We start from the raw sequence: 20083 nt of genomic DNA on the forward strand, positions 1-20083 counted from the left end.
TTCCTTGCAAGGAAACGCCGTGCTCCTGCAATGCCCGGTATCATCCGGCCCTTGGCGCCGAGCCGCCGATCTGTCGTATTTATGACACGCTCGGGACACGATTTTGTCTCCTCGTGCCGTGCGCGCGCCGATCTCTCCCTACGTAACCCCCCGTTCCCCCACGCGAAAAATCAGAATCTGCAAAGGCTTGCGCAGGCTTCGCCGGCTATGATCGCCGCTGTGGCGGAAGCGTCGCAATTGCCCCGGTGTTGCAACCGGGGAGTTCCGGACCGCGAATTTATCGTTTACGTTTGCGTCAACTTTCAGCGGCTGGGTTCCCGCGGAAGTTCAACAAGAGTGGGGGGATTCCATTGCGAACTTTTCTGACAACGATTCTCGGCGCGTCCCTGGCTTCGGCGGCGCTCAGCACGTCGGCCCTCGCCGGTGGCTTCCAGCGCGGCACGGCTGACACGGACATTCTGTTCGAGCAGGGCACCGCCGTGATGCGGACCGGCGTCACCTACGTCAATCCGCAGCGCGGCTTCGAGTCGATCAACGGCCAGAGCGGCAATTTCGGCACCTACACGCAGAATTACCTCATCCCGTCGCTGGCCTTCGGCATCAACAGCGAGATGGCCGGCTGCGCAGGCACCTACGTGATCTCCTTCGCGGCGGAATCCGACTACACCGGCGCGCCGGGCGGGGCGCTTCCGGCTGGTCCGACGGCTGGTTCGCGGACCGAGACGAGCGAGTTCGAGTCGAACGAGTTCGGCCTGACCTGCCGCCTGTCCTACACCAATGACATCGGCCGCTTCAGCGTTCTCGGCGGCGTCTTCGCCGAAGACTTCACCTTCGACGGAACCAGCGTTTCGAACACGCCAATAACCACGGCGACGTTGCCGTTCGGCACTGTCCCAGTGTTCTTGCCGGTACGGACGACGGTGGAAACCAAAAGCGACTACGCCATCGGTTATCGCGTCGGCGCGGCATTCGAAAAGCCGGAAATCGCTCTGCGTGCCCAGATCATGTATCGTTCGGAAGCCACGCACGACAATTTCACTGGCACAGGTCAAGTCGTAGCGAATGGCAATGCTTACGCTATCGGACCCAGTGGCGCGCAGGTAGTACTGCCTGGGCCCGCGTTGGGATCGGTCGTTGCACCCGGAACTTCCGACTTTTCGGAAGTCGTCAGCCCGCAGAGCCTGTACATCAACGCCCAGACCGGCATTGCGCCGGGCACGCTGCTGCTGGCCTCCTTCCGCTGGACGGACTGGAGCACTAACGGCACCGCCGTCAGTTCGATCACGACCGCACGTGGCACGAGCTCGAGCCTGTCGCCCTACAACTGGCGTGACGGCTACACGGCGTCGATCGGCCTCGGCCGGGCGTTCACCGACGAGATCTCGGCGGCCGTCTCGGTCGGCTACGATCGCGGCGTGTCGACCGGTTCGGAGACGACCTACACCGATCTCTACACCCTGGCCGGCGGCGTCTCGTTCAAGGCCAATGAGTGGAGCGAGCTGCGCTTCGGCGGTCTCGTCGGCTACTGGACCGATGGCGAGCAGTCGACCAGCGACGGTGCGTACTTCAATGCCACGGTCGGCGACGACTTCGTCTATGCGGTCAATGCCTCGATGAAGTTCACTTTCTGAGTCCGGTCTCACGACCAACTCTTTGAAGCACAAGGAAGGCGCGTCCGCAGGGCGCGCCTTTTTGCTGGCCGGGACCCTCTCGCGGGCATCGAGGCGAATTCGCTGCTTGTGGGATCGCTGCAACACTATTGCAGCGGAGCATCGCCTATAGTCCGCCGCGGGGAGCCATGCCCCGTTGCCGCCACAAAACCCGCTCACCCCAGAGGTGCTGATCGGGCGCGGCGTCGAGGCGGGCCATGAACAGCGTTGTGTACGAGGGGGACCGATGGACGCGCATTCGATCGACAAGAAGAACCTGCCCAGCCGGCATGTGACCGAGGGGCCGTCGCGCGCGCCGCACCGCTCGTATCTCTACGCCATGGGTCTCACCAAGGAAGAGATCCATCAGCCGCTGGTCGGCGTCGCCTCCTGCTGGAACGAGGCCGCGCCGTGCAACATCTCGCTGATGCGCCAGGCACAGGTCGTCAAGAAGGGCGTCGCCGCAGCCCGCGGTACGCCGCGCGAATTCTGCACCATCACCGTCACCGACGGCATCGCCATGGGCCACCAGGGCATGAAGGCTTCGCTCGTCTCGCGCGACCTCATCGCCGATTCGGTTGAGCTGACCATGCGCGGCCATGCCTATGACGCGCTGGTGGGTCTGGCCGGCTGCGACAAGTCGCTTCCGGGCATGATGATGGCGATGGTTCGCCTGAACGTGCCGTCGGTCTTCATCTATGGCGGGTCGATCCTGCCGGGCAATTTCCGCGGCCAGCAGGTCACCGTCCAGGACATCTTCGAGGCCGTCGGCAAGCATTCGGTCGGCGAGATGAACGACGCCGATCTCGACGAGATCGAGCAGGTTGCCTGTCCGTCGGCCGGTTCCTGCGGCGCGCAGTTCACCGCCAACACCATGGCGACCGTGGCCGAGGCCATCGGCCTGGCGCTGCCCTATTCCTGCGGTGCGCCGGCGCCCTACGAGATCCGCGACAAGTTCTGCTACGCGTCGGGCGAGATCGTCATGGAACTCCTGGCCCGCAACATCCGGCCGCGCGACATCGTCACCCGCAAGGCGCTGGAGAACGCCGCCGCCGTCGTCGCGGCAACCGGCGGTTCGACCAACGGTGCCCTGCATCTGCCGGCGATCGCACATGAATGCGGCATCGAGTTCGACCTGTTCGACGTTGCGGAGATCTTCCGCAAGACGCCCTACATCGCCAACCTGAAGCCGGGCGGCAAATACGTCGCCAAGGACATGTTCGAGGCCGGCGGCATCCCGATGCTTATGAAGACCATGCTGGACCATGGCTATCTGCACGGCGATTGCATGACCGTCACCGGCCGCACCATTGCCGAGAACATGGCGAAGGTGACCTGGAACCCGAACCAGGACGTGATCCATCCGGCCAACACGCCGATCACCGAGACCGGCGGCGTCGTCGGCCTGAAGGGCAACCTCGCCCAGGACGGCGCCATCGTGAAGGTGGCGGGCATGAAGAACCTGCGGTTCTCCGGCCCGGCGCGCTGCTTCGATTCGGAAGAGGAATGCTACGAGGCTGTCTCCAAGCGCCAGTACAAGGAAGGCGAGGTTCTCGTCATCCGCTACGAGGGCCCGCGCGGCGGACCCGGCATGCGCGAGATGCTGTCGACCACGGCGGCGCTGTACGGCCAGGGCATGGGCGACAAGGTCGCGCTGATCACCGACGGCCGGTTCTCCGGCGCGACCCGCGGCTTCTGCATCGGCCATGTCGGCCCGGAAGCGGCGCTCGGCGGTCCGATCGGCCTGCTGCGCGATGGCGACATCATCACCATCGATGCCGTCGCCGGGACACTGGACGTGGACGTGTCGGATGACGACATGAAGAAGCGGGCCGAAGACTGGAAGCCCCGCGAAACCGACTACCAGTCCGGTGCCATCTGGAAATACGCCCAGCAGGTCGGCACGGCGCGCCTCGGCGCAGTGACACATCCGGGCGGAGCGGCGGAAAAGCACTGTTATGCGGACCTCTAGTTCGTTCCTGTCGGTCTCGATCCTGGCGTTGACGCTGCTTGGCAGCGTCGGCGGGTCGGCGCTTGCGCTCGACCCGGCGGCCAGGGTCAATCCCGACGCAGGACCGCTGGAACTCTTCTCCTTCGGCTTCAAGGCCTATCAGCGCGGCGAGAAGGTGGAAGCCTTCGAGGCGCTGCGCTACGCCGCCGACAAGGGACATCCGGGCGCGCGCTGGAAGCTCGGCCGGATGTATGCCGAGGGCGACGGCGTGCCGGAGAACGACTACGAGGCCTTCAAGATCTTCGAACAGATCGTACGCGATCAGGGCGAGGAGGAAGGCAACTTCACCAACGCCGCCTATGTCTCCAGCGCGGTCGTCGCACTGGCCGACTATCTGCGCGTTGGGATTTCCGGCAGCCCGGTGGCGGTGGACCTGCAGCGTGCGCGGCAGTTCTACTTCCACGCCGCGTCCTATTTCGGCGACGCCAAGGCGCAGTTCGAACTGGGCCGCATGACGCTGAACGGGGAAGGCGGCAAGGCCAATCCCCGGCAGGCGGCGCGCTGGCTGAATCTCGCCGCCGAGAAGGGCAATGTCGGCGCCGCGGCGCTGCTCGGCTATCTGCTGTTCGACGGTGACCGCATCTCGCTGCCGGCCCAGCCGGTGCGCGGGCTCGGCATGCTGACCATGGCGCTGAAGCAGGCCTCGCCGCGCGACGAAAAGTGGATCCGTCCGCTGCAGGAAGAGATCTTCGCGATCGCCTCGGAAAACGAACGGCGCACCGCGCTCGCCTATGCCGAGCAGCAGATCGCGTCCGCGACCGGCATGGTCAGCACCAAGAACTGATCATTTGCGGATAGTTTGCGACGGTCGCGTCTGCGCTCCGACGGAACGCGGTCGAGCGGCTCAGGCTGCCAGTTCGACCAGCACCGGGACGTGGTCCGACGGCTTTTCCCAGCCGCGCACATGCCGGTCGATCCCCGCCGATGCCATCCGGTCCTGCGCTTCCGGCGACAGCAGCAGATGGTCGATGCGGATGCCGTTGTTCTTCTGCCAGGCCCCGGCCTGATAATCCCAGAAACTGTAGGTGCCGTCGGCATCTGTCGTGGCGCGGATCGCGTCGCTCAGCCCCAGATTGATCAGCCGGCGATAGGCCGCGCGGCTCTCCGGCTGGAAGAGGGCGTCGCCCGTCCAGTTGTCGGGCCGCGCCGCGTCGCCGCGCTCGGGGATGATGTTGTAGTCGCCGGCCAGCACCAGCAGTTCCTCGCGGGCCATGCTGTCGCGGGCATGGGCGTGGAGACGCTGCATCCAGGCGAGCTTGTAGGTGAATTTCTCGGTGCCCAGCGGATTGCCGTTGGGCAGGTAAAGCGAGGCGACCCGCAAGGGGCGGCCGTGGAAATCCCAGACGCCCTCGATGAAGCGGGCATGCTCGTCGCTGCTGTCGCCCGGCAGCCGCGGCTCGATCGAGACCGGCTTCTCCTTCGACAGGAGCGCAACGCCGTTGAAGCCCTTCTGGCCGTGCGTCTCGACATGGTAGCCGAGCGCCTCGATCGCCTCGCGCGGGAAGGTCTCGTCGACATTCTTGATCTCCTGCAGGCAGGCGATGTCGGGCGAGCGTTCCTGCAGCCAGGCGAGGAGGGCGTCGAGGCGGGCCTTGACGCCGTTGATGTTCCAGGTCGCGATCAGCACGGGGGCGTCAGACCGAGAAGGACGTGCCGCAGCCGCAGGAGGCGACGGCGTTGGGATTGCGGATCTGGAAGGACTGACCCATCAGGTCGTCGACGAAATCGACCACCGAGCCTTCCATGTAGACGATGGAGACGGGGTCGATGACGACCCGCGCGCCGTCGCGCTCGAGGATGATGTCGTCCTCCTCGCGGCCGCTGGTCAGGTCGTATTTGTAGGAAAAGCCCGAGCATCCGCCGCCTTCGACGGAAATGCGCAGCGAATCGGCGTCGTCGCTTTTCGACAGGATCGCCGCGATCCGCCGGGCTGCGGCTTCGGAAACGGTGACGGTGTGATCGGTGGTGTCGCTCATCTTGCCGTTCGGCGCGTCGTTGGCGGGCGCGCCGCTCCTTGTTCGAGGGCTGACACTTAAGTATGGACGCCGGGTTGGCCGGTCAATCGGGACGGATCGTTTCGCGATGGATGAATCCCAGGGAACACGCGACGCGGCATTCGCGCGGATCGGGATGGGCGGCATCGCCCGCGCCCCTTACGCCGTGCAGCCCGAGGAATCCCGCGGCCGCCTCTATCCCGAACCTGCCAGCCGCACCCGCACGCCGTTCCAGCGCGATCGCGACCGGATCGTCCATTCCACCGCCTTTCGCCGGCTGAAGCACAAGACCCAGGTCTTCGTTGCCGACGAGGGCGATCACTTTCGCACCCGCCTGACCCACACGATCGAGGTATCCCAGATTGCCCGCGCCTTCGCCCGGGCTTTGCGGCTCGACGAGGACCTCACCGAGGCCATCGCACTGGTCCATGATTTCGGCCACACGCCCTTCGGCCACGCCGGCGAGCGGGCCCTCGATAGGCAGATGGCGGCCTATGGCGGCTTCGATCACAACGCCCAGTCGCTGCGGATCGTCACGGCGCTGGAGCATCGCTACGCCGAGTTCGACGGGCTGAACCTTGCCTGGGAAACGCTGGAGGGGCTGGTCAAGCACAATGGTCCGCTGGTCGGGCCGCGGGCCGAGCCGGGCACGCTGTTGCCGAGGCCCGTGGCGGATTTCGACGCACTGTTCCCGCTGGATCTCGATGGCTTCGCCAGCCTCGAAGCGCAGGCCGCGGCGATCTCGGACGACATCGCCTACAACACCCACGATCTCGACGACGGGCTCAGGGCCGGCCTGATCGACGTCGAGGATCTGCGCGAGCTGCGGCTGGCCGGCGCGATCCTGAAGGAGGTCGAGGAGGCTTATCCCGGTCTCGACCGCACCCGCACCGGCCACGAGATCCTGCGGCGCCACATCACCCGCATGGTGGAGGACGTGATCGGTACGGCGCTCTCCGGCATCGCCGCGATCGAGCCGAAGAGTGCAGGGGACATCCGCTCCGCCGACCGCGCAATCGTGGTGTTCTCGCCGGCCATGCGCGAGGCGGTGGACGAGACGCGGCGTTTCCTGTTCGAACGGGTCTATCGCAACGAGAGCATCATGCAGGTGATGCGCACCGCCGAAGGCATCGTGGATGCGCTGTTCGAGCGGCTGATGGCGCGGCCCGACCTGATGCCGGGCGACTGGAGCCGCGATGCGGACAGGCTGCCGGCGGACAAGCTGGCGCGGCGCGTCTCCGATTACCTCTCGGGCATGACCGATACCTTCGCCATGGCCGAGCATCGCCGGCTGTTTGACGTTACTCCGCAATTGCGCTAGCCGGCCTTTCCTTCTTTAAGGCACGCAGATGCGTGACGCCCGGTCGCCAGAACGTCCGGGCCGCGCCGCGACGGCGGCCGCCGGAACCAGTCGAGGTCCAGGATGAACATCTTCGCCGATTTCGAATCGCGCGTGAAGGCTGCGGTCGAAGCCGTTCTTTCCGATAGTGAAAATGGCGTGCCGGACCTGGCACGCGTCACGGTCGAGCCGCCGCGCGATGCCGCCCATGGCGATCTTGCGACCAACGCCGCGATGGTGCTGGCCAAGCCGCTCGGCCTGAAGCCGCGCGATCTGGCCACCCGCATCGCCGCGCATCTTGCCCGCGATCCCGATGTCGAGACGGCCGAGATCGCCGGGCCCGGCTTCATCAATCTGAAACTCCGCCAGCCCTTCTGGATCGCGCATCTGGCGGGCATTCTCGCCGCCGGCGGCAATTTCGGCCGGGCGCCGGCCACCGGCCGCCGGGTGAATGTCGAATATGTCTCGGCCAACCCGACAGGGCCGATGCATGTCGGCCATTGCCGCGGCGCTGTCGTGGGCGATGCCGTGGCGAGCCTGATGGCCTTCGGCGGCGACGAGGTCACCACCGAATACTACATCAACGATGCCGGCGAGCAGGTGAACGTTCTCGCGCGCTCGGCCCTGCTGCGCTACCGCGAGGCGCTGGGCGAGACGATCGACGAGATCCCGGCCGGTCTCTATCCCGGCGAGTACCTCAAGCCCGTGGGCGAAAAGCTGGCGAGCGAGTTCGGCGACCGGCTCCTGGCGATGGACGAGGCGGAATGGCTGCCGCTGGTGCGCGAGCGGGCCATCGACGCGATGATGGCGATGATCCGCGCCGATCTGAAGCTGCTGGGCATCGAGCAGGACGTGTTCTTCTCCGAGCGCACCCTGCATGACGACAATGGCGGCAAGATCGCCGCCGCTATCGCCGATCTGCGGGAGCGGGGCTTCGTCTATCAGGGCTCGCTGCCGCCGCCCAAGGGCCAGTTGCCCGAGGATTGGGAAGATCGCGAGCAGACCCTCTTGCGCTCGACCGAGGTCGGCGACGACCAGGACCGGCCGCTGGTGAAGTCCGACGGCCGCTACACCTATTTCGCCGCCGACGTCGCCTATTTCCGCGACAAGTTCGAGCGCGGTTTCCAGGAGATGGTCTACGTCCTCGGCGCCGATCACGGCGGCTATGTGAAGCGGCTGGAAGCCGTGGCGCGGGCGGTGTCCGGCGGCACCGCGACGGCGGACGTGCTGTTGTGCCAGCTCGTGAAGCTCTACCGGAACGGCGAGCCGGTGACGATGTCGAAGCGCTCCGGCAATTTCGTCACTCTGGCGGACGTGGTGGAGGAGGTCGGCCGCGATCCCGTCCGCTTCATGATGCTGTTTCGCAAGAGCGACGCGCCGCTCGACTTCGACTTCCAGAAGGTCACCGAGCAGTCGAAGGACAATCCGGTCTTCTACGTGCAGTACGCCCATGCCCGTTCGGCCGCGATCTTCCGCCAGGCCGTCGAGGCCGGGCTGACGCTGCCCGACTTCGCGTCGCTCGACCGCGAGACGCTGGATCTCCTGAACGACGAGGGTGAGATCGGCCTGATCCGCAAGCTCGCGGAGTTCCCGCGGCTGATCAAATCGGCGGCCGATGCAAAGGAGCCGCACCGGCTGGCCTTCTATCTCTACGACCTCGCATCGTCCTTCCACGCGCAGTACAATCGCGGCAAGGACCTGCCGGAATTACGGTTTGTTAACGCTGATGAGGTCAAGATCACCTTGGCCCGACTGGCTCTGGTGAAGGCCGTGGCGCTGGTTCTGGCTACGGGACTCGGCCTGATCGGGGTCGACGCTCCGGAAGAAATGCGCTGACCGATCACGCTTTGGTCAAGTTCGTCCCCTAGCCCACGAGAAGGGGCCGGACGCCTCCGGAGCACGAAGATAGGCGGGGGTGTGAATGTCGACGGGGGACATGAACGGCGCGGGTTCGAAGACGGACCGGCTGACGGCGACGCCTGACGAAGATCCGTTCGCGGATCTGGCGAAACTGATCGATCAGCCCTGGGGCGCGGAGCCTGCGATGCGCGCCGAGCGCGACACCGCTGCCGCGCCGACCGGCGATGCGACCGGTTTCGACGAGGAGGCCCTGGCCGGCGTCCTTGACGAAGAATTCAACCGCAGCTTCGAATCGATGGACGATTTCGCAGCGCCCGCGATGGCTGCTGACGCGCCGTCCCGCGACGACGAGACCATCACCAATTCCTATGCGAACTGGGTGTCGCCGCGCGGCGCCTCTGCTGCGTCGACGGGTTTTGCCAGCCAGTCGCGCTCCGCGACGCCGCCGGCCGCTCCCGAGGCCCAGCTCGACGCCGCGATCGACGACGAGCTGGAGGTCGCGCTGCGTGGCCTGTCGGCTCCGGCCAATCCGCGCGGCACGCCGCTGCATCACAGCGAGGCCTTTGCGCCGGCAAGGGTCGAGCCCGCGCCGATGCCGCAGGCCAGCACCAAGCCGCTCGACGATTTCGACGAACTGATCGCCAGCGAACTCGCGGCGATGACCACGACGCCGCAGGTACAGCGCGTCAACGAGGCATGGGACGGCGCCGATACGCGCATGGCGGCGACCGGACCGTCCGCGCCGCAGCACGGCCATGCCGGTCTCGCCCAGGACGACAGCAATGCCTTCGGTGTCGAATCGCTCGACGATCGGTTCGATGATGGCCGCGGTGTTCGCGGTGCGTCCCATCGCGCCGCAGGCGCCATGCTGGCGGCCGGGCAGGGACGTTTCTCGCCCCGTTCCCTTGGCTTCGGCGCCAGTGTGCTGGTCATCGCGCTGCTCGGCGGCGTCGGCGCCTATTACGCATCCGGAAGCGGCGGCGTTGCGGGCTCTGACGAAGTGCTCATCGTGCGCGCCGATCCCGAGCCGGTGAAGGTCGCGCCGAAGGACCCGGGCGGCCGCGCCGTGCCGAATCAGAACAAGGCGGTTTACGAGCGCGTCCAGAGCGCCGACGCCGACATCAAGCCGTCGCAGACCACCCTCCTGTCGGCAGCCGAAGAGCCGCTGGAACTGCCCTCGCAGGTCGCCAATGATCTGCCGGGCGTCGATCTCAGCCCGATCGGCACGGCGCGTGCTGCGTCGAACGGGATCGGCGACGGCTCCGTGCGGGTCGCCGACGCATCCGCCTCGGCCGAACCGATCGCGGTGCTGACGCCGCGGCGCGTGCGCACGCTGACCGTGCGGCCGGATGGCACGCTGGTAACCGAGGACACCGTGCCCGAGACGTCGATGGCCGATCTGCGCGGCGAGAACCCTGCTATGATCCCGGCCGCCTCGCGTCCGGTGGAACTGGCAACGGATGCGGCCGATGTCGCGACGACCGAGACGGTGGACGACACCGCATCGGCCGGACAGCCCGCTCCGGGCATGCCCGTCCCGGCGATGAAGCCGACGCGACCGGCCTCGGCCGCGACCCGCGTGGCGGCGCTCGCCACGGCAGAGCCCGAGCCGCAGGTGTCGCCGGCCGCCGTCTCCCCCGCGCCGACCCCGGTCGCGCCGGAGCCGGCCGTCGATTCGGCCACGGAAACCGCCAGCATCGCGGCGCAGCCCGCAGCGGCGCCGGCCGCCGTGACGGCCCCTGCCGGTGACGGTTATTACGTCCAGATCTCCTCGCAACCGAGCGAGACGGCGGCGCGGGAATCGTCCCAGGCGCTCGGCCAGCGCTATGCCGGCGTGATCGGCGGGCGCAATCTCGTCATCCAGTCGGCCGACATTCCGGGCAAGGGCACCTATTACAGGGTGCGCGTGGCGACCGGCTCCAAGGACGAGGCGACGAGCCTGTGTTCCCAGCTCAAATCAGCCGGCGGCAGCTGCTTCGTGGCGCGCTGAGCGTCGCCGGCCTCGCCGGCGTCGCACTGACGGGCCGTTCCTCGCGCGGGACGGCTCCCTCCATTCCTCACACAGACACACGTCCCGGCGCTGACGCGGGACCATCCGTGCACGCACAGGAGACGGGAATGAGCGGATCGAAGGCGTGGATTGCCGCGCCGGCCGGGCTTCGCCTGACGGCGGACGAACGCGCCTTCTTCGCCGACGAGCGGCCCTGGGGCTTCATCGTCTTCGGCCGCAACATCTCCGACGCCTCGCAACTGGCCGATCTGACGGCCGAATTGCGCGAGATCGGCGGACGCGCCGCGACCCCGATCTTCATCGACCAGGAAGGCGGGCGGATCAATCGTCTCAAGCCGCCGATGGCGCCGGCCTATCCGACGCCGGCCGATCTCGGTCGCCTGCATGCCGCCGATGCCGAGGCGGGCGTGCGCGCCGCCTGGCTGCAGGGCCGGCTCCTGGCCGCCGACATCATGGTCTATGGCATCAATGCCGACTGCGTACCGTGCCTCGACGTGCCGGTGCAGGGGGCGGATTCGGTCATCGGGGATCGTGCCTACGGCCTTGACCCCGACACAGTCGCCGCCCTTGGCCAGGCCGTGGCGGACGGGTTTGTGGCAGGCGGCGGCCTGCCGGTGATGAAGCACATTCCCGGCCATGGTCGCGGCAATGCCGACAGCCATTACCGCCTGCCGGTGGTCGCAACGCCCCGCGCCGAGCTGTCCCGGACCGATTTCGCCCCGTTCAGGGCCCTGAACACGGTGCCCGCGGCGATGACCGCGCATATTCTCTATACCGATATCGATGCCCGGCGCCCGGCGACGCTGTCGCCCGTGGTGATCGAGGAGGTCATTCGCGGCGAGATCGGTTTCGACGGTCTCCTGATGAGCGACGACATATCGATGAAGGCGCTGCAGGGCGATCTCGGCGACCTCAGCCGCGAATGCCTCGATGCCGGCTGCGACGTCGTCCTCCACTGCAATGGCGACATGGCGGAGATGCGCAAGGTCGCTGACGCCGCGCAGCCGCTGGCAGGAGAGGGCGAGCGCCGGGCCGCCGCCGCCGAGGCCTGCATCGCGCCGATCGTGCCGGCCGACGAGGCCGCGCTGCGCGCGGAATATCGCGAACTCGTCGCCCGCGTCGCCTGAACCGGTTGCCGTCGCCGCGGCGAAGGGTTAGCCAGAGCGCAGAAGGCTGGGCGCGCGCGCCGGCCGACCAGAGTGACGGGCTGTCCAACGTGCATGACCGGACCCGCGACGCCGTCGCGCCATCCCAGAAATCCGCGAGCAGGACGAGCGCCGGCGTCAGCTTTGCCGCCCGTCTCGCCTTTGAGAACGTCTCGCACGCGGTCGGCCACACCCAGATCCTCAACGACATCAACCTGGCGGCCGAGCCCGGCGAGATCCTGTGCCTGCTCGGTCCGTCCGGATCGGGCAAGACGACGCTCCTGCGGATCGCCGCCGGGATCGAGCGGCAGACCGCCGGGCGGCTGGTTCTGAATGGTCGCGAGATCGCTGGCGAGACGGCGTTCGTGCCGCCGGAAAAGCGCGGCATCGGCCTGATGTTCCAGGACTTCGCGCTGTTTCCGCACATGACCATCGCCGAGAATGTCCGCTTCGGCCTGACCGCCATGTCCGGCGACGCGGCCCGCAAGGAGGCGATGGCCGCGCTGGAGCGGGTCGGGCTGAGCGGCTCCGCCGGGCTTTATCCGCATACCCTGTCGGGCGGCGAGCAGCAGCGCGTGGCGCTGGCGCGGGCGATGTCGCCGCGCCCCTCGGTGCTGTTGATGGACGAGCCGTTCTCCGGCCTGGACAGCCGGCTGAAGGACGTGGTGCGCACCGACACGCTGCAGATCCTGCGCGAAAGCCGGGCAACCGCGATCATCGTCACCCACGACGCCGAGGAGGCGATGCGCATGGGCGACCGAATCGCGCTTCTGCGCGACGGGCGCCTCGTGCAGCTCGGCACGGCGGCCGAACTCTACAGCCGCCCGGCCAGTCTCTTTGCCGCAGGTTTCTTTTCCGAGCTCAACGTCATCGACGGCGAGGTGCGGGGCGGGCGCGTGGTGACGGCGCTCGGACCGGTCGCCGACACGGCCCTGCCTGACGGCACGGCGATGACCGTGGCCCTGCGTTTGACGGGCCTGCGCCTGCAGGAGCGGGAGGACGGCGTCTTCGGACGGATCGTCGCACGGCGGTTTCTGGGCAGCGTCGATCTGATGACCGTAGCCATCGAGGGGCTCGATTATCCGCTGCGCTCGCGCATGCGGGCGGGAATTGTCGAGCAGGGGCGGCGCGACGTCGTTGTTTCCGTTGATCCGCAAGACGTTATCGTGTTTGAAAAGTCCGCGGACGATCGCTAGCTTGGGAAGATCGAACGCCTTACGCGTTCCAGGGAGATTTTATAATGGGTAGCTTCAGCATCTGGCATTGGCTCATCGTCCTTGCGGTCGTGCTGCTGCTCTTCGGTCGCGGCAAGATCCCGGAACTGATGGGTGACGTTGCCAAGGGCATCAAGAGCTTCAAGAAGGGCATGTCGGAGGACGAGACCGAGGCGGCTGCTCAGGAGCGCCGGTCGCTCGACCACAACGAGGCCGACGTGGTGGCCCGCGACGTCAAGCGGGAGAAGACGGTCAACTGATCGCCTGCACATGAGGTCATCGATGACGACGGTGCGCCGTCGTCATCAGGTCAGTTCGCTGTTTCCGAGACGCTGAAATGTTCGATATCGGCTGGTCCGAACTCATGGTCGTTGCGGTGATCCTGGTGGTCGTCGTGGGGCCAAAGGATTTGCCGCGCATGCTGCGCACGTTCGGGCGCACCAGCAAGCAGTTGCGGTCCATGGCCGGCGATTTCCGCCGCCAGTTCGACGATGCGTTGCGCGAGGCTGAGCTCGACGATGTCAGGGACACCGTCAGCAAGGTGCGCGATCTCGATCCGACCAAGGACGTGCGTGCGGCGATGAACCCGATGAAGGCGGTGGGCGACGAGATTCGCTCGTCGCTGAAGGCCGCGACCAAGGCGCCCGAACCGAAGGTGCCCGGCGCCTCCGGCGCGGCGGTGGCGGCCGAACCCGACAAGGCGGGGGCGACCAACAGCCCGCAGCCGGCGGACAAGCCTGCCGAGAGCGCGGATGCCGCGCCCCAGAAGAAGAGCGAGGACGCGGCGTGAGTCGGAACGATACCGATATCGAGGCCTCCTCGGCGCCGCTCATCGAGCACCTCATCGAGCTGCGCACGCGGCTGATGTGGAGCCTCGGCGGCTTTCTCGTGGCCTTCATCCTCTGCTTCTTCTTCGCCAAGCCGATCTTTAATTTCCTCGTCGTTCCGTATCAGACGGCGACGGAATGGGCCGGCGTGCACAACAAACAGGTCGAGCTGATCTACACGGCGCCGCAGGAATTCTTCTTCACCCAGGTGAAGATCGCGGCCTTCGGCGGCTTCTTCCTCGCCTTTCCGCTGATCGCCTCGCAGATCTACAAATTCGTGGCCCCCGGCCTCTACCGCGAGGAGCGCGGTGCGTTCCTGCCGTTCCTCGTCGCCACGCCGCTTTTATTCCTGCTCGGCGCGGCGCTGGTCTATTACTTCTTCACGCCGATGGTGATGTGGTTCTTCCTGTCGATGGAGCAGACGGGGACCGGCGGACAGGCCGCGATTCAGCTGCTGCCGCGGGTCTCCGAATATCTGTCGCTGATCATGACGCTGATCTTCGCCTTCGGCCTGGTGTTCCAGCTTCCGGTGGTGGCGACGCTTCTGGTGCGGGCCGGCATCACCTCCTCGCAGGGGCTGGCCGACAAGCGCAAATACGCCATCGTGCTGGCCTTCGTTGCCGCGGCGATCCTGACGCCGCCCGACCCGATGTCGCAGATCGGTCTTGCCCTGCCGACGATCCTTCTCTACGAGGTGTCGATCTTTGCGGCACGGATGATCGAACGCAAGCGGGCCCAGCGGCAGCGCGAAAGCGAGGCGCAAGCCGATAGCTGACGGCATGACCCGGATCCCGCCGCTCGTCGGTCGGGAAACGGGAATCAATGCTCGACATCAAGTGGATACGTGACAATCCGGACAAGCTGGATGCGGCCCTCGCACGACGCGGCGCCGCGCCCCTGGCCGATCAGCTTCTCAAACTCGACGAAGAGCGCCGGGCGCATCTGACCCGCCTGCAGACATTGCAGGGTCGGCGCAACGAGGCGTCCAAGGCGATCGGCAAGGCCAAGGGCACCGGTGACGAAGCCGGCGCCGAGGAGCTGATCCGCGAGATCGGCGAGATCAAGGAAGCCATCCAGGACGGCGAGGAGACCGAGCGGCGCATCGACAAGTCGCTCGAGGACGCGCTCGCCCGTATCCCGAACATCCCGCTCGACGACGTGCCCGAGGGCGCGGACGAAGCCGACAATGTCGAGATCCGCCGTCACGGCGAGGCACCGAACTTCGGTTTCGCGCCGAAGGAGCATTACGAGCTCGGCGAAGGCCTTGGCCTGATGGATTTCGAGCAGGCGGCGAAGATTTCCGGCTCGCGCTTCACCATCCTGAAGGGCCAGCTCGCCCGGCTGGAGCGCGCGCTCGGCCAGTTCATGCTCGACCTGCACACCGGCGAACACGGCTATCAGGAAACCGCGGCGCCGCTCTTGGTGCGCGACGAGGCGTTGTTCGGCACCGGCCAGTTGCCGAAGTTCAGCGAGGACCTGTTCCACACGAGCGAAGGCCGCTGGCTGATCCCGACCGCCGAGGTGCCGCTGACCAACATGGTGCGCGAGCAGGTGCTGGGGGCGGGCGACCTGCCGCTGCGCTTCACCGCGCTGACCCCGTGCTTCCGCTCGGAGGCCGGCTCGGCCGGACGCGACACCCGCGGCATGCTGCGCCAGCACCAGTTCTACAAGGTCGAGCTGGTGTCGGTGACCGACGAGGAATCCTCGATTGCCGAGCACGAGCGCATGACCGCGGCGGCCGAAGAGGTGCTGAAGCGCCTCGGCCTGTCCTACCGGGTCGTAACCCTTTGCGCCGGCGACATGGGCTTCGGTGCGCGCAAGACCTACGACATCGAGGTCTGGCTGCCGGGGCAGGACGCGTTCCGCGAAATCTCCAGCTGTTCGGTCTGCGGCGACTTCCAGGCGCGCCGCATGGGCACGCGCTACCGCGTCGAGGGCGAGAAGGCCGCGCGCTACGTTCACACGCTGAACGGCTCCGGCGTCGCCGTCGGACGGGCGCTGATCGCGGTCATGGAGAATTACCAGAACGAAGACGGCTCGATCACCGTTCCGGAGGCCCTGCGGCCCTATATGGGCGGGCTCGAACGGATCGAGAGGACGGCCTGATGCGCTTGCTGCTGACCAATGACGACGGTATCCACGCCGAAGGCCTCGCCGTGCTGGAGCGGATCGCGCGCGAGCTGACAGATGACGTCTGGGTGGTGGCGCCAGAGACCGACCAGAGCGGGCTGTCGCATTCGCTGACGCTGTCCTCACCGCTGCGCCTGCGCAAGATCGACGAGCGCCGCTTCGCCTTGTCCGGCACGCCGACCGACTGCGTCATCATGGCGGTCAAGCAACTGATGGATTCGCCGCCGGATCTCGTGCTGTCGGGCGTCAATGCCGGGCAGAATATCTGCGACGACGTCACCTATTCGGGCACGGTCGCCGGCGCCATGGAAGGCACCATGCTGGGCCTGCGTTCGATCGCGCTCAGCCAAGCGTTCAAGCCCGGCAGCCACCGCGAAGCGCTGTGGAAGACGGCCGAGACCCATGCGCCGGCGCTGATCGAGCGCCTGATGAATTTCGACACGCCGCCCGGGCATCTCATCAACGTCAATTTCCCGGCGGTCGAAGCCGACGCGGTCGAGGGCATCGAGGTCACGCGCCAGGGCAAGCTCGACTATTCGCTGGGAATGGAAGAGCGCCGCGACGGCCGCGGCTTCCCGTATTTCTGGCTGAAGTTCGGGCGGCAGGCCGGCGCCGAAGTGGAACAGTCGGACGTTGCCGCCCTGACGGCCGGGCGGATCTCGGTCACGCCGCTGCATCTCGACCTGACCGCCCATGCGCTGCGCGACGAGCTGCGCACGCTGCTCGGTTGATGGCGCCGACCGGCGAAGGTATGGGGCGCGACCGCGAGGATCTGGCGGCTTTCCTGCTGTCGCTCCGGTCGGAGCGCATCACCGATGCACGGCTTCTGGAAGCGGTCGAATCGGTGCCGCGGCGGCTGTTCCTGCCCGAGGGCATCGCCAATGCCTATGAGAACCGCTCGGCTCCCATCGCCTGCGGCGAGACCATGCACGGGGCGCTGGCCGCGGTGCGGCTGGTGGCGGCGCTGGACGTGCAGCCGGCGCACCGGATTCTGGAGATCGGAACCGGCAGCGGCTACATCACCGCGCTTCTGGCCCGGCTCGGCACCCATGTCAGCTCCTTCGACCGCTATCGCGGGCTGGTGGAGCCGGCGGGTCGGCGGCTGCGCGACATCGGCATCACCAACATCTCGCTGTTCCTGGAAGACGGGCGCGACGGCTTTGCCGGCGGGGCGCCGTTCGACCGGGTGATCGTCCATGCGGCGTTCCCCGCCGTCCCGCGGCAGTTCCTCGACCAGCTCGGCTCCAACGCCGCGATGATCTGCGCACTTGGGCCGGGCGACGGGCCGCAGGAACTCCTGCGCCTGCGCAAGGTGGGCAGCCGCTTCGAGCGCGAGCCGTTGGGCACGGTGCGCTATCAGCCGCTGGCCTTCGGCACGGCCGACGTCCTCTGATCGGGGCATGACAGGGCGTCGACTGGCCGTCAAACATGGCGTCGACGTCCAAGAAATGTCGTTTTTGCCCCGCGACTTAACCGGGCAGTAAGATTAACGCGCTTCAATAGGTCCAAGAGTAAACTAGCGTGCTCAAGGGACGGCGATGCGTATCAATGTGCTGAAATCCGTGCGGCTCAGAATGGTGCGCTCCGTCGCGATGGTGGGATTGGCCGGCCTCGCGGCGGGTTGCAGCTCCGACGTCGTGCGTTTCGACGATGGCTTCTACACCGGAGCCGTGCCGCAGGCGCCGGCCAGCAACCAGATGGCGGCCAGCCAGCCCTATCCGGGCGATGTCGATGCCATGAACACCGGCAGCGTCTCCCGCGGCATGCCGGCCTATGGCAACGGCGCCCAGGCGGCATCGGGCTACCCGGCGCAGAACCAGGGCTCCTACCAGACGGCCGCGAACAGCTATCCGCAGGGCGGCGTCGCCACTTCGGGCGACGTGCAGACCAGCCAGCTGCCGCCGCCGCCGCCGCCGAGCTACGCCACCGCGCCGCAGCCGCAGGCTTCCGCCGCGCCGACCTCGTCCTCGGTGCCCGCCACCCGCGGCGCACCGCCCTCGACGCTCGGTGAGCAGGCGGCCCGTGTCGTCTCGCCGCAGAGCCGGCCGATGCAGTCGTCGGCCTCGCAGCCAACGCGATCGGCAGCCGCCAGCGGCAGCGTGAAGGTCGAGAGCGGCGATTCGCTGCTGGGCATCGCGCGCCGCACCGGCGTCTCCGTTGCCGACATCAAGCGCGCCAACGGCATGAGCGACGACACGATCCGCATCGGCCAGACGCTGACCCTGCCGGCTGGCGCATCGGCACCGACCCGTGTCGCGGCTGCCGAGCCGAAGGCCGCGCCGGAGCCACAGCGTCCGGCGGAACCGCAGAAGGTCGAGGCCGACAGCGCGGCGCCGAAATCCTACTCGCCGCCCAAGACCGCCGAGAAGTCCGGCCGTCCGTCGGCCAGCGAGACGCCGAAGGCGGCCAGCCCTTCGACGACCGTCAGCAAGGAAGTCGAGACCGAGGTGGCGGCCGTCGCGCCGAACTCCACGGGCATCAGCCAGCTGCGCTGGCCGGTGCAGGGCCGCGTCGTCAATCGCTTCGGCGAGAAGGTCGGCTCGCGCCGCAATGACGGCCTGAACCTGTCGGTGCCGCGCGGCACGCCCATCAAGGCCGCCGAGAACGGCGTCGTGATCTATGCCGGCGACGGCCTGAAGGAGTTCGGCAACACCGTTCTCGTCAAGCACGACAACGGCCTCGTCACCGTCTACGGCCACGCCGACCAGATCGACGTGGAGCGGGGCGCCAAGGTCAAGCGCGGTCAGCAGATCGCCAAGTCCGGCATGTCGGGAGACACCGACATTCCGCTTCTGCACTTCGAGGTGCGCAAGGATTCGGCCCCGGTCGATCCGACCAAGTACCTCCAGTAGACGCCGACCTCCAGGCGTGACAGGCCCGGCCCCGCGGACAGCAGCGGGGTCGGGCCATTTGCGTTCGGGACGCGGGAATCAGCTGCCGGCGACCGGCGACAGCGTCCGGCCGAGGCGGCCCGCCAGATCCTGGACGAACTGGAAGGCCACGCGGCCCGAGCGGCTGCCCCGGGTCGTCGCCCATTCCAGCGCCTCGTGGCGGACGCGATCGGGATCGACGTCGAGGTCGTAGGCCGCCAGATAGCCGTCGATCATCGCCAGATAATCGTCCTGGCTGCAGCGGTGGAAGCCGAGCCACAGGCCGAACCTGTCGGACAGCGACACCTTCTCCTCCACCGCTTCGCCGGGATTGATCGCCGTCGAGCGCTCGTTCTCGATCATGTCGCGCGGCAGGAGATGGCGCCGGTTCGAGGTCGCGTAGAACAGCACGTTCTCCGGCCGTCCCTCGACGCCACCCTCCAGCGCCGCCTTCAGCGACTTGTAGGCCGAATCGCCCATGTCGAAGGACAGGTCGTCGCAGAACAGAAGGAACGGGTAGGGCGCGGCCCGCACGATCCCCATCAGCCGCGGCAGATGGTCGATGTCCTCGCGGTGGATCTCGATCAGCTTCACCGGCGCCGCGCCCGCGTCGAGCCCGGCATTGACCGCGCCATGCGCGGCCTTCACCAGTGACGACTTGCCCATGCCGCGGGCGCCCCACAGAAGCGCGTTGTTGGCCGGCAGGCCCCGGGCGAAGCGGTCGGTGTTCTCCAGCAGGATGTCGCGCGAACGCTCGATGCCCTTCAGCAGCGCGATCGGCACGCGGTTGACCGAGGGGACCGGCACGAGCCCAGCCGGCGGGTCGAAGACGAAACAGTCCGCCGCCGTAAAGTCAGGCGCCGGGGCAGGGGGCGGCGCAAGCCGTTCCAGCGCCCCCGCGATCCGGTCCATCGTGTGCTTCAGGCTGGCGAGTTCTGCGGCATCCATGGCGGCTCTTTCGTCTCGAAGCTTTGCCGGATCGTCGGCCCGGCGGACGCTTGTTGCATTCGGGGCGACCGATCGTATATTCCGC

Annotated in this window: 18 protein-coding genes; 15 read left to right on the forward strand and 3 right to left on the reverse strand. The window is 67.3% G+C overall.

Going from position 1 to position 20083, the window contains the following annotated elements:
• The first annotated feature begins 290 nt into the window (after window positions 1-290).
• The 3 genes from ACEQX1_RS02115 (at window position 291) to ACEQX1_RS02125 (ending at window position 4444) form a co-directional block, all read left to right on the forward strand.
• A complete protein-coding gene (locus ACEQX1_RS02115) occupies window positions 291-1631 on the forward strand; it encodes a long-chain fatty acid transporter (protein WP_370194737.1) in 1341 nt (446 codons plus the stop codon).
• Window positions 1632-1896: 265 nt separating this feature from the next.
• Window positions 1897-3621: a dihydroxy-acid dehydratase gene (ilvD, locus tag ACEQX1_RS02120; protein WP_187390997.1), complete on the forward strand. Its 1725-nt coding sequence runs from the start codon at window positions 1897-1899 to the stop codon at window positions 3619-3621.
• Window positions 3608-4444, forward strand: coding sequence for a tetratricopeptide repeat protein (locus ACEQX1_RS02125; RefSeq protein WP_024351457.1), 837 nt, complete (start codon window positions 3608-3610; stop codon window positions 4442-4444). Before ilvD ends, ACEQX1_RS02125 begins: the two co-directional genes overlap by 14 nt.
• Window positions 4445-4504: 60 nt before the next feature.
• Here ACEQX1_RS02125 and xth read toward each other — a convergent pair whose 3' ends face one another.
• Together xth and erpA are read right to left on the reverse strand one after the other, a co-directional pair.
• Window positions 4505-5287, reverse strand: coding sequence for an exodeoxyribonuclease III (xth, locus tag ACEQX1_RS02130; RefSeq protein WP_187390998.1), 783 nt, complete (start codon window positions 5285-5287; stop codon window positions 4505-4507).
• 7 nt (window positions 5288-5294) lie between these two features.
• Window positions 5295-5636, reverse strand: coding sequence for an iron-sulfur cluster insertion protein ErpA (gene erpA, locus ACEQX1_RS02135; RefSeq protein ID WP_024351455.1), 342 nt, complete (start codon window positions 5634-5636; stop codon window positions 5295-5297).
• A 106-nt stretch (window positions 5637-5742) separates the two neighbouring features.
• On the opposite strand from erpA, the gene ACEQX1_RS02140 reads away from it, so the two are divergent.
• From ACEQX1_RS02140 to ACEQX1_RS02195, 12 genes are all read left to right on the forward strand, one after another.
• On the forward strand, window positions 5743-6975 hold the full coding sequence (locus tag ACEQX1_RS02140) for a deoxyguanosinetriphosphate triphosphohydrolase (RefSeq protein WP_370195510.1): 1233 nt from the start codon (window positions 5743-5745) through the stop codon (window positions 6973-6975).
• 102 nt (window positions 6976-7077) lie between these two features.
• On the forward strand, window positions 7078-8829 hold the full coding sequence (argS, locus tag ACEQX1_RS02145; RefSeq protein ID WP_370195511.1) for an arginine--tRNA ligase: 1752 nt from the start codon (window positions 7078-7080) through the stop codon (window positions 8827-8829).
• 85 nt (window positions 8830-8914) lie between these two features.
• Window positions 8915-10843 (forward strand): SPOR domain-containing protein, encoded by a 1929-nt coding sequence (locus ACEQX1_RS02150; protein WP_370195512.1) that lies wholly within the window; start codon window positions 8915-8917, stop codon window positions 10841-10843.
• Between the two features lie 128 nt (window positions 10844-10971).
• Complete coding sequence (nagZ, locus tag ACEQX1_RS02155; RefSeq protein ID WP_370195513.1) at window positions 10972-11991, forward strand: beta-N-acetylhexosaminidase; 1020 nt, start codon at window positions 10972-10974, stop codon at window positions 11989-11991.
• A gap of 89 nt (window positions 11992-12080) precedes the next feature.
• Window positions 12081-13205 (forward strand): ABC transporter ATP-binding protein, encoded by a 1125-nt coding sequence (locus tag ACEQX1_RS02160; protein ID WP_370195514.1) that lies wholly within the window; start codon window positions 12081-12083, stop codon window positions 13203-13205.
• Window positions 13206-13249: 44 nt separating this feature from the next.
• A complete protein-coding gene (locus tag ACEQX1_RS02165) occupies window positions 13250-13483 on the forward strand; it encodes a twin-arginine translocase TatA/TatE family subunit (protein WP_024351449.1) in 234 nt (77 codons plus the stop codon).
• Between the two features lie 77 nt (window positions 13484-13560).
• Window positions 13561-14013: a Sec-independent protein translocase protein TatB gene (gene tatB / locus ACEQX1_RS02170; protein WP_009209272.1), complete on the forward strand. Its 453-nt coding sequence runs from the start codon at window positions 13561-13563 to the stop codon at window positions 14011-14013.
• Window positions 14010-14825: a twin-arginine translocase subunit TatC gene (gene tatC / locus ACEQX1_RS02175; RefSeq protein ID WP_024351448.1), complete on the forward strand. Its 816-nt coding sequence runs from the start codon at window positions 14010-14012 to the stop codon at window positions 14823-14825. The genes tatB and tatC overlap by 4 nt, the downstream gene beginning before the upstream one ends.
• Window positions 14826-14872: 47 nt before the next feature.
• On the forward strand, window positions 14873-16156 hold the full coding sequence (gene serS / locus ACEQX1_RS02180) for a serine--tRNA ligase (RefSeq protein WP_370195515.1): 1284 nt from the start codon (window positions 14873-14875) through the stop codon (window positions 16154-16156).
• Window positions 16156-16911 (forward strand): 5'/3'-nucleotidase SurE, encoded by a 756-nt coding sequence (gene surE, locus ACEQX1_RS02185; protein ID WP_370196462.1) that lies wholly within the window; start codon window positions 16156-16158, stop codon window positions 16909-16911. The genes serS and surE overlap by 1 nt, the downstream gene beginning before the upstream one ends.
• Window positions 16911-17573 (forward strand): protein-L-isoaspartate(D-aspartate) O-methyltransferase, encoded by a 663-nt coding sequence (locus ACEQX1_RS02190; RefSeq protein WP_210315307.1) that lies wholly within the window; start codon window positions 16911-16913, stop codon window positions 17571-17573. The genes surE and ACEQX1_RS02190 overlap by 1 nt, the downstream gene beginning before the upstream one ends.
• A 145-nt stretch (window positions 17574-17718) precedes the next feature.
• Window positions 17719-19032: a peptidoglycan DD-metalloendopeptidase family protein gene (locus tag ACEQX1_RS02195; RefSeq protein ID WP_370195516.1), complete on the forward strand. Its 1314-nt coding sequence runs from the start codon at window positions 17719-17721 to the stop codon at window positions 19030-19032.
• A gap of 78 nt (window positions 19033-19110) precedes the next feature.
• Here ACEQX1_RS02195 and ACEQX1_RS02200 read toward each other — a convergent pair whose 3' ends face one another.
• Window positions 19111-19998, reverse strand: coding sequence for an ATP-binding protein (locus ACEQX1_RS02200; RefSeq protein WP_370195517.1), 888 nt, complete (start codon window positions 19996-19998; stop codon window positions 19111-19113).
• Window positions 19999-20083: the final 85 nt, after the last annotated feature.

This window comes from Aurantimonas sp. (genome assembly GCF_964217435.1).
Lineage (GTDB): Bacteria > Pseudomonadota > Alphaproteobacteria > Rhizobiales > Rhizobiaceae > Aurantimonas > Aurantimonas coralicida.